Source organism: Ramlibacter sp. (assembly GCF_035706265.1).
GTDB lineage: Bacteria > Pseudomonadota > Gammaproteobacteria > Burkholderiales > Burkholderiaceae_C > Ramlibacter.
The window spans coordinates 1-9,401 of record NZ_DASSVG010000401.1 but is presented as its reverse complement, the minus strand read 5'-3'; the positions used below and the strand labels follow the sequence as shown (position 1 = coordinate 9,401).

Here is a 9,401-nt window from a genome sequence, read left to right as displayed (position 1 = left end):
ACCACGTCGTCGACAAGTACAGCAAGTCGCGCCACCACATGAAGGCGCTCGACTTCCTGGAGCGCCTCGGCCCCAAGGCCTGCCTGCTGGCCTGGCTGCCGATCGTGGGAGATCCGCTGTGCGCCGTCGCCGGCTGGCTGCGCCTGCCCTTCTGGCCCTGCACGGGCTACATGCTGGCGGGCAAGTTCCTGCGCTATCTGGTCATGACGAGCGCGCTGCTCTGGATGTTTCCGCACTGAGCGTGCCGATTCGCTTGACGGCGTGTGAGCGATTTCTGGGGCGATGCGAAAAAAGGGAACGGCGGAGGCCGTTCCCTGGGATCCTTGCCGCGCGTCTGCGCTACTTGCCCGCCAACGTGCCGGTGTAGCTCAGGTTCGAGATGTCGGCCGCGCCCTGTGTCGGCGCCACCAGGTCGAGGACGGCGCGCCCGACCACCAGCCCGAAGCCGATCGACGATTTCACGTACTTGGTCTCGCCGGGCTGCAGCGTGAACGACAGCGTCTTCTCGGTCTCGGTGCTGCTGCTCGCGACATAGTTGCCGGCCGCGCGATCCACGAAGAAGAAGCCGTTCGGCTGCGACTTGCCTACCACCTGGCCATTCAGCCGGATCTCCGGCTGCACCGCAGCGCCGAAGGTGGAGTTCCGGTAGAAGTAGATGCGCCCTTCGCCCGACTTCACCGCCGGGAACCGTGCGGCCACTTCCGAGTGCTTCGGACCGGTGGCGCAACCGCTCGCGAGCACGACCACCGCCGCGGCGAGGCCGAATTTCAGATAGCTCCGTCTCATCGTCGTTCTCCTGTCTCGATAGGAAGCTGGATGCCCGACGGGAGGGCCGAATAGTTGCCCTCGCCGGGAAGGAAGAAGCCTTGAAGCGTTGTCCCGCGCACCACCAGGTAGGCCTCGTGGATCTGGCGCCCCTCGATCGCGAACACCGTGTCGAGCGGGCGGTAGACCGTCCCCTGGGGCAGCGCGCCGACGGCGCGCCAGCGGGTCTTCGCGGGCACGGTGCGCGTGTAGCCGGTGCTCAGGGAAACCGGCAGGTCCGAGGCCAGTTGCAGGTCGGGTGCGGGCGCGGTGAGCGGCACCAGGTTCGCATGGGCGACGGGCACTTCGGCGGCGCATGCGCAAAGCAGGATGGCCGCGGCGAGCGCGCACCCGGCGCGCCAGGTCTGGAGTGGCATCGTCCTCCCGTTCGCTGTCTTGACAGCGCGTGTTGGTTGGGCGGCACTCTAGCGAGCCGGTGCGGCCCGCTCAACATCAGATCGGAGGATTCGTGGCGCGCGGCCGACGCGCCCGCAGCGCTTGCGCGTCTTCCTTGCTCTGCATCAAGAGACGAGTTGGCGCGCGTCAGCGCCCGCCCTACCGAGCCGCGCGCTCGCCGCGCTCCAGACCGCGCGGAATAACATGCAGCGCGGTCTCACCTGTGACGAGGATCCGGCTTCGCCGGTCCTCGTCACACCGATCAGAACAAAACCAACTTCAAGAAGTCGCTTGCGACTTCTTGAAGTTAGACATTGAACAGGAAGTTCATCACGTCGCCATCCTTGACGACGTACTCCTTGCCTTCGCTGCGCATCTTGCCGGCGTCCTTCGCGCCCTGCTCGCCCTTGAAGGCGATGAAGTCCTCGTAGGCGATGGTCTGGGCGCGGATGAAGCCGCGCTCGAAGTCGGTGTGGATCACGCCGGCGGCTTGCGGCGCGGTGGCGCCGATGGGGACCGTCCAGGCGCGCACTTCCTTCACGCCGGCGGTGAAGTAGGTCTGCAGCCCCAGCAGCTTGAACGCGGCGCGGATCAGCCGGTTGAGGCCCGGCTCCTCCTGGCCGATCTCGGCCAGGAACATCTTCTTGTCCTCGTCGGCCATCTCGGCGATCTCGGACTCGATCTTGGCGCAGATCACCACCACCGGCGCGTTCTGCGTCGCGGCGTATTCGCGCAGGCGATCGAGGTGCGGGTTGTCGTGGTAGCCGTTCTCGTCCACGTTGCCGACGAACATCGCCGGCTTGGCCGTGATCAGGAACAGCGGCTTGAGCAGCGCCTTCTCCTCGTCGGACAGCTGCAGCGTGCGCACCGGCCGCGCCTCGTTCAGCGCCTCCTGCACCTTGGGCAGCAGCTGCACCATGCGCGCCGCTTCCTTGTCGTTGCCCGACTTCGCGGCCTTGCTGTAGCGCGCCAGCGTCTTTTCCACCGTGCCCAGGTCCGCCAGGCACAGCTCGGTCTGGATCACCTCGATGTCGGCCACCGGGTCCACCCGTCCCGCCACGTGCACGACGTTGGGGTCCTCGAAGCAGCGCACCACGTTCACCACCGCATCGGTTTCGCGGATGTGGGCCAGGAACTGGTTGCCCAGCCCTTCCCCCTTGCTCGCCCCTGCGACCAGTCCGGCAATGTCGACAAACTCGACGATGGCTGGCACGATGCGTTCGGGCTTGACGATGGCGGCCAGCGCGTCGAGGCGCGGGTCAGGCAGTTCGACCACGCCCACGTTCGGCTCGATGGTGCAGAAAGGGTAGTTCTCGGCGGCGATACCGGCCTTGGTCAAGGCATTGAACAAGGTGGACTTGCCCACGTTGGGCAGCCCCACGATCCCGCACTTCAAACTCATGTCAGTTCCCGCAAACGAAGCCGGAAAGTGTATGCGATGGGCCGCCGCCCGGCTCGTCGCGGCCTTCCTGCTGCTGGCTGCATGGGCCCTGGGCGCTGTCGCGCACGAGGCCGTCCCCGACCCGCGGACGCTGGTCCTGCGCGACAGCATCGGCAGCATCGACGTCGCCAACCTGGCCGGCGCCTGGCTCGACGCGGACGGCACCGCCAGCATCGAGGAGGTGGCGCGCAGCCCCGGCGGTGCGCCCTTCGCGCCGGCCCAGCCGCAGGCCATCCACAAGCTCGGCCCGCGCGCGGCCCTGTGGCTGCACCTGCGGGTGCAGCGCGCCCGGGACGAGCGGCAGGACTGGGTGATCGAATTCCCCATGCCGGCGCTGGACCGGGTCACCGTCTACCAGCACGAGGGCGGCGCCTGGATCGCCGAGACCGCCGGCGACACGCTGGCGGTGGCACGCTGGGCCGAGCGCGGCCGCTATCCCTTCTTCCGCGTGGACCTCGCACCCGGCGAGGTGCGCGACCTGTACGTGCGCATCCGCCACACCACGGCGGCCAATTTCCCGGTGCGGCTGTCCACGGGCGCCAGCCAGAGCCAGCGGCTGCAGCTGGAGTACCTGGCCCTAGGCGCGGCCTTCGGCGCGCTGGCGCTGCTGATCGCCGGCTGCCTGGCACGCGGCTGGGCCTACCGCGACGCCGTGTTCGGCTGGTACGCCGGCTACGCGGCGCTCACCACACTGGGCGTGGCCGCCTACACCGGCACCGCCGCCCACCTGCTGTGGCCCCGCTTCGGGGCGCTGGAGGACGCGCCGGTGCCGATGCTGGCCTTCGCCGCCGTGGCCGCCGCGATGATGTTCGTGCGCACGCTGCTGGCGCTGCGCCGCCGCTTCCGCTTGCTGGACCGCACGATGGGGCTGATGGCCCTGCTCGGGGTGGTCCTGATCCCCGTGCCGGCCGTGCTGCCCAAATCCGTCAGCCTGCCGCTGCTGGCGACCTATGTAGGCCTGGCGGCCGGGTCCGCGATGCTGGCGTCGGTGCGGGCGTGGATGCGCGGCGACCCCGTGGCGCGCTGGGTGCTCGTGGCCTACGTGCCGATGCTGCTGGCGCTGCTGCTCGGGATGGCGCGCGTCTTCGGCTGGGTGCCGGTGTCGGCCACCACGCAGTACGCGGCGGTCGTGGCGATCGCGCTGGAAGTGCCGCTGCTGCTGGTGGCGCTCTTCATCCGCTCGCGCGACCGCCACCGCGCCGAGGTGCGCGAGCAGGCCCTGTCCACCCGCGACGCCCTCACCGGCCTGCTGGCGCCGCACCTCTTCACCGACCGGCTGCGCCAGGTGGTCGCGCGCCAGCGCCGCGACGGGCTCGACGCCGCCGTCATGTACATCGAGCTGGTGAACCATCGCCGCATCCGCGAGTACTTCGGCACCGCGGTCGCCGAGCAGAGCCTGCTTCGCAGCGTGATCAAGCTGCGCCGCCTGCTGCGCGACGTGGACACCGTGAGCCGCGTGGGCGAGAACTGCTTCGGCGTGCTGCTGGAAGGCGCGGCCGCGCGCACCTCCGTCACGGAGCGGGCCAGCCGCCTGATCGCCGCCGGCCTGATGCCCCTGCCCGGGCTGAAGCCGGACGTGACGCTGCAGTTCCACATCGCCGCCGCCCTGCTGGCCGAGGCCCCGCTGGACGCCGAGGAGCTGGAGGAGGCCCTGCGCGCCCAGCTGGCACGCATGTCGCCGCGCACCCGCCGGCCGATCCGCTTCGTCGCGGGCTCGCCGGCCACCTCCGACGCAGGCGACTCCTCGCTCTTCGCGCCGAGCCAGATCCACCCGGAGCCGGCGCCGCACTCGGCGCCGCCGCAGCCGGCGGGTTAAAGGAAGGGACGGCCGGGCGCACAGGCACCGCAGGCCGGCGCCACCCAGGAGGCTAGAACCGGATCGTCGCCGCCACCGGCTGGCCGATCCGCAGCGTGCGGTCCACGCCTTCCACGACGATGGCATTCATGGCGAAGGTCACCGCCCCGTCCAGCGCCGGGTCGCGGCGGTAGGACTGCAGGGTGTCGGTCACGACCGGATCGACCTGCGCCGTCGCCGGGTCGACGTTGGGGATGGGGCAGCGCGAGCAGGGCTTCACCGGCCGCAGCTGCACCTGGCCCTCGTCGGCCGCGATGCGGATCAGCTCCAGCCGGTCCTCGTCGTGCGCCTCCAGGCCCGCCAGCACGATGTTGGGCCGGAAGCGCTCGATGCCCACGGCCGCATGGCCGGCTGCCGCCAGCCTGGCGTTCAGCAGGTCCAGCGAGGCGGTGCTCGTCACCAGCAGCGGATAGCCGTCCTGGAACTGGGTGGGCGCCTCGGCGTCGCCGGTCCACTTGCGGCTGGCCAGGCGCTGCTGCTCGGGGTCGAAGCGCACCAGCCGCAGCGGGCGGCCGAGGAAATCCGAGAACCATTGCGCCGCCACCGCGCCCATGTCGTAGGCCTGCACCTCGTCGTCCCAGACGCGCACCTTCACCGGCTCTTCGACCGTGTCGATCTGCAGGTGCAGCGCCAGCATGCCGGGGGCGCGCAGCACCACGTCGCTCAGGCGGATCTGCGGCCGGATCAGGGCCATGCGCGGCAGCTCGCGCTGGCTGACGAAATCGCCCTTCTCGTCCACCACCATCCAGGCCCGGTCCAGGTCCAGCCCGGTCTCGGTCAGCACCGCCTCGCGCAGTTCCACGCCGGCGCAGGACTTCACGGGATAGACGAACAGGCGGGCGATGGCGGCGGTGAGGTCGGGGGCGTTGCTCATGGGGTGGAAAAGCAAATGGGATGGCTTGCAGCCAGCCATTGTGCCCGGCTCCTACAATCCCCCCCAATATGGCCGTTCCTCTCGATGTCTGTATCCGCGGCGCGGGCATGGTGGGCCGCACCCTGGCGCTCCTGCTGGCGCGCGACCGCCTGCGCGTCGGCCTGGTCGACACCGCCCCGGCCGCGGCGCCGCAGCGCGACGTGCGCGCCTATGCCCTCAACGCCCGCTCGCACGACCTGCTGCTGCGCCTGCGCGCCTGGCCGGACGAGCAGCACGCCACCCCGGTGCAGGCCATGGACGTGCGCGGCGACGACGGCGGCCGCGTGCGCTTTTCCGCCGGCGAGGAAGGCGTGGAGGCGCTGGCCTGGATCGTCGACGTCGAGCCTCTGCTGGCCCGCCTGCAGGAGGCCGTGCGTTTCCAGGCCCAGGTGGAAGTGTTGCCAGAGCCCCAGCCCGCGGCGCTCACCGTCGTCTGCGAGGGCCGCGCCAGCGCCACGCGGGACGAATTCGGCGTCAACTTCGACATCACCTCCTATCCGCAGCGCGCCATCGCGGCCCGGCTGGAATGCGAAAAGCCGCACGGCGGCGTGGCGCACCAGTGGTTCGAAAGCGGCAACGTGCTGGCCCTGCTGCCGCTCGGCGGCCCGCACGGGAACTCCATGGCCCTGGTGTGGTCAGTGCAGGAGCCGCGTGCGGACGAGCTCCTGGCGCTGACGCCGGAAGTCTTCTGCGCCAGGCTGCAGGCGTGCGCGGGCAACGAGCTCGGGCGCATGACGCTCACCAGCGAGCGCAGCGCCTGGCCCCTGCAGCGCGCGCAGGCCGACCGCTGGTGCGGCCCGGGCTGGGTGCTGGCGGGCGACGCGGCGCACAACGTGCATCCGCTGGCCGGCCAGGGCCTCAACCTCGGGCTGGCGGATGCGGAAAAGCTCGCGCAGGTGTTGCACGAGCGCGAATCGTGGCGCAGCCTGGGCGATGCCAAGCTGCTGCGCCGCTACGAGCGTGCGCGCAAGATGGACGTGCTGGCGATGGCCTGGACGACGGACGGACTGCAGCAGCTCTTCGCGCAGCCCGCCGAACCCTGGGCCCTGCTGCGCAACTGGGGCATGCGGGGCTTCGACCACAGCGGCCCGGTCAAGCGCTGGGTGGTGCGGCAGGCCATGGGGCAGGCCGGGAATCTCTTGAGAACGGAAAGAACATGAAACCGAACGCGATCCGCGGCATCCTGGCCGCCCTCCTGGCTGCGGTGGCGCTCGTCGCTGGCGCCGCCCCCGGCGACAAGGCCCCCACGGTGGCCAACGCCGCCATGCAGGTGACCAAGGAGCAGGAACAGCTGCTGCGCAAGAACCTGGCCGAGCGCCTGCCCAGCATCGGCAGGATCGACGAGGTGAGCCGCACGCCCATGCCCGGCGTGTTCGAGATCCGCGTGGGCACCGACCTGTTCTACACCGATGCCGACGGCGCCTACATCCTGCAGGGCAACCTGATCGACACCAAGGCCCGCAAGAACCTCACCGAGGAGCGCATGGACAAGCTCCTCGCGGTGGACTTCGACACCCTGCCCAGCAAGGACGCCTTCGTGATGGTGCGCGGCAACGGCAAGCGCAAGCTGGCCGTGTTCGAGGACCCGAACTGCCCCTACTGCAAGAAGTTCGAGCGTGACCTGGCCAAGATCGACAACGTCACGGTCTACATGTACCTGTACCCGATCCTCGGGCCGGATTCGACCGAGAAGTCGCGCAACATCTGGTGCGCCGGCGACAAGGCCAAGGCCTGGACCGACTGGATGCTGAAGAACGACGTGCCGACCAAGGCCGCGGCCAGCTGCGACGTGACGGCCCTCGGCCGCAACCTCGAATTCGGCAAGAAGCACAGGATCACCGGCACCCCGACGCTGATCTTCACCGACGGCTCCCGCGTGCCGGGCGCCATCGGGGCCGCCGAGATCGAGAGGATGCTGGCCGCCAAGTGATCGCCGCGCGCCCGGACGGCCCGCACTACCGGGTCGAGGCGGTCGATCCCGCCGCCCACCTGTTCCACGTCACGCTCACCATCGCGCAGCCCCAGGGCGGGCAGCGCGTGTCGCTGCCGGCGTGGATCCCGGGCAGCTACCTGGTGCGCGAGTTCGCGCGCCACCTGCAGCGGCTCAGCGCCCGCCAGGACGGCAAGCCGGTGCCGGTGCAGCAGGTCGACAAGGCCAGCTGGCAGGTCGACTGCGTGCCTTCCAGCCCGCTCGTCCTGAGCTACGAGGTCTACGCGTTCGACAACTCGGTGCGCACGGCCTGGCTCGACACCCAGCGCGGCTTCTTCAACGGCACCAGCCTGTGCCTGCGCGTGCACGGCCAGGCGCAGGAGCCGCACCAGCTGGAACTGGTGGCGCCGCGCGCCTATCCGCACTGGGAAGCGGCCACCGGCCTGGAGCCGCTGAAGACCGGCAAGCGGGGCTTCGGCACCTACTGGGCCGAGAACTACGACGAGCTGGTGGACTGCCCGGTGGAGCTCGGGCCCTTCTTCAGCGCCGAGTTCCGCGCCTGCGGCGTGCCGCACCGGATCGTGGTGGCGGGGGCGACCGCGGGCTTCGACGCCGACCGCCTCGTGGCCGACATGCAGAAGATCTGCGAGGCCGAGATCCGCTTCTGGCACGAGCGCCGCAAGCCGCCGTTCAAGCACTACCTGTTCATGCTCAACGCGGTGGACGATGGCTACGGCGGCCTGGAGCACCGCAACTCCACGGCCTTGATCTGCTCGCGGCGCGACCTGCCGCGGGTGGGCGAGACGCGCATGAGCGAAGGGTATGTCACGCTGCTGGGCCTGATCAGCCACGAGTACTTCCACACCTGGAACGTCAAGCGGCTGCGGCCGGCGGAGTTCGCGCACTACGACTACGGCGGCGAGAACTACACGCAGCTGCTGTGGTTCTTCGAGGGCTTCACCAGCTACTACGACGACCTGCTGCTGCGCCGCGCCGGCCTGATCGACGACGCCACCTACCTCAAGCTGCTCACCAAGACGGTCAACCAGGTGCTGCAGACGCCCGGGCGCGAGGTGCAGTCGGTGGCGCAGGCGAGCTTCGACGCCTGGGTGAAGTACTACCGGCAGGACGAGAACACGGCCAACGCCACGGTGAGCTACTACACCAAGGGTTCGCTGGTGGCCCTGTGTTTCGACCTCACCCTGCGCCTGGAAGGCCACGCGACGCTGGACGACGTGATGCGCGCCCTGTGGGTGCGCTGCAAGGCCGGGCCGATGGCCGAGGCGGATTTCGCCGCGGTGCTGAAGGAGCTCGGGGGCCGCGCCTTCAGCCGCGAACTGGCGGCCTGGGTGCACGGCACGCGCGAGCTGCCGCTGCGCGAGCTGCTGGAGCAGCACGGCATCACCGTGATGGAAGAACCGGCGCAGCTGCAGCAGCGCCTGGGCCTGCGGGTGGGCGAATCGCAGGGGCTCGTCACGCTGAAGAACGTGCTGCGCGGCGGCGCCGCCGAACAGGCGGGCTTCGCGGCCAACGACGAGTGGCTGGCGGTGGAAGTGGCCGGGACGGCCTGGCGGCTTGCCAAGCTCGATGACCTGATGCTGTACGCCGGCAGCCACCGCCGCGTCACCGCCATCGTCGCGCGCGACCGGCGGCTGCTGCGGCTGGAGCTCGCCATCCCGTCCGGCATCACCACCTGGCGGCTGGTGCTGCGCGATCCGGCGCAGGCGCAGGCGTGGTTCGGCCCCCAAAACTGACGCTCGCCCTGCTGGCGGTGCTGGTGGTGCTGGGGCACCTCGCCTCGCTGGAATGGTTCGCGCGCCAGGCCGAGGCGATCTCCGGCCTCACTTTGATGGCGCCGCCCATGTACACGCGCCTGCTCAAGCCCGCTGCGCCGCCGCCGGTGGTGGCCACCGTCGCCCAGGCGCCGCGACCCATGCCGCGGGCGCGGGCAGCGACCAAGCCGAAGCCGACGGCTTCGAGCGCGCAGGAGCGCGAGAAGAAGGAAGAAAAGCCTCCGGAGCCGGCTGCGGGGGAACCGGAGCTGGTGCCCGAGCCCGTGCCG

At 70.3% G+C, this 9,401-nt stretch carries 9 protein-coding genes and 1 pseudogene; 6 read left to right on the top strand and 4 right to left on the bottom strand.

What is annotated here, in order from left to right:
* A partial coding sequence (locus tag VFM98_RS14440) for a YqaA family protein (protein ID WP_414709028.1) occupies positions 1-239 on the top strand: 239 nt, incomplete at its 5' end.
* Positions 240-339: 100 nt separating this feature from the next.
* Here the strand turns inward: VFM98_RS14440 and VFM98_RS14435 are convergent.
* The 3 genes from VFM98_RS14435 to ychF all read right to left on the bottom strand — a co-directional run bounded on the left by VFM98_RS14435 (position 340) and on the right by ychF (position 2,602).
* A complete protein-coding gene (locus tag VFM98_RS14435; protein ID WP_325110608.1) occupies positions 340-786 on the bottom strand; it encodes a DUF2846 domain-containing protein in 447 nt (148 codons plus the stop codon).
* Positions 783-1,181 (bottom strand): hypothetical protein, encoded by a 399-nt coding sequence (locus tag VFM98_RS14430; protein ID WP_325110607.1) that lies wholly within the window; start codon positions 1,179-1,181, stop codon positions 783-785. Before VFM98_RS14430 ends, VFM98_RS14435 begins: the two co-directional genes overlap by 4 nt.
* Positions 1,182-1,507: 326 nt before the next feature.
* Positions 1,508-2,602 (bottom strand): redox-regulated ATPase YchF, encoded by a 1,095-nt coding sequence (gene ychF, locus VFM98_RS14425; protein WP_325110606.1) that lies wholly within the window; start codon positions 2,600-2,602, stop codon positions 1,508-1,510.
* A 31-nt stretch (positions 2,603-2,633) separates the two neighbouring features.
* Between ychF and VFM98_RS14420 the strand changes: the two genes are divergently transcribed.
* Positions 2,634-4,457, top strand: a complete 1,824-nt coding sequence (locus VFM98_RS14420) for a 7TM diverse intracellular signaling domain-containing protein (protein WP_325110605.1) — start codon at positions 2,634-2,636, stop codon at positions 4,455-4,457.
* 52 nt (positions 4,458-4,509) lie between these two features.
* Here VFM98_RS14420 and VFM98_RS14415 read toward each other — a convergent pair whose 3' ends face one another.
* Entirely contained in the window at positions 4,510-5,370 is an 861-nt protein-coding gene (locus VFM98_RS14415; protein ID WP_325110604.1) for an MOSC domain-containing protein, read from the bottom strand.
* A gap of 68 nt (positions 5,371-5,438) precedes the next feature.
* On the opposite strand from VFM98_RS14415, the gene VFM98_RS14410 reads away from it, so the two are divergent.
* From VFM98_RS14410 to VFM98_RS14395, 4 genes and pseudogenes are all read left to right on the top strand, one after another.
* On the top strand, positions 5,439-6,569 hold the full coding sequence (locus tag VFM98_RS14410) for an FAD-dependent monooxygenase (RefSeq protein WP_325110603.1): 1,131 nt from the start codon (positions 5,439-5,441) through the stop codon (positions 6,567-6,569).
* A complete protein-coding gene (locus VFM98_RS14405) occupies positions 6,566-7,339 on the top strand; it encodes a DsbC family protein (protein WP_414709027.1) in 774 nt (257 codons plus the stop codon). Before VFM98_RS14410 ends, VFM98_RS14405 begins: the two co-directional genes overlap by 4 nt.
* On the top strand, positions 7,336-9,093 hold the full coding sequence (locus tag VFM98_RS14400) for a peptidase M61 (RefSeq protein ID WP_325110602.1): 1,758 nt from the start codon (positions 7,336-7,338) through the stop codon (positions 9,091-9,093). The genes VFM98_RS14405 and VFM98_RS14400 overlap by 4 nt, the downstream gene beginning before the upstream one ends.
* Positions 9,072-9,401, top strand: a pseudogene (locus VFM98_RS14395) (hypothetical protein); the annotation flags it as partial. The gene VFM98_RS14400 and the pseudogene VFM98_RS14395, both read left to right, overlap by 22 nt.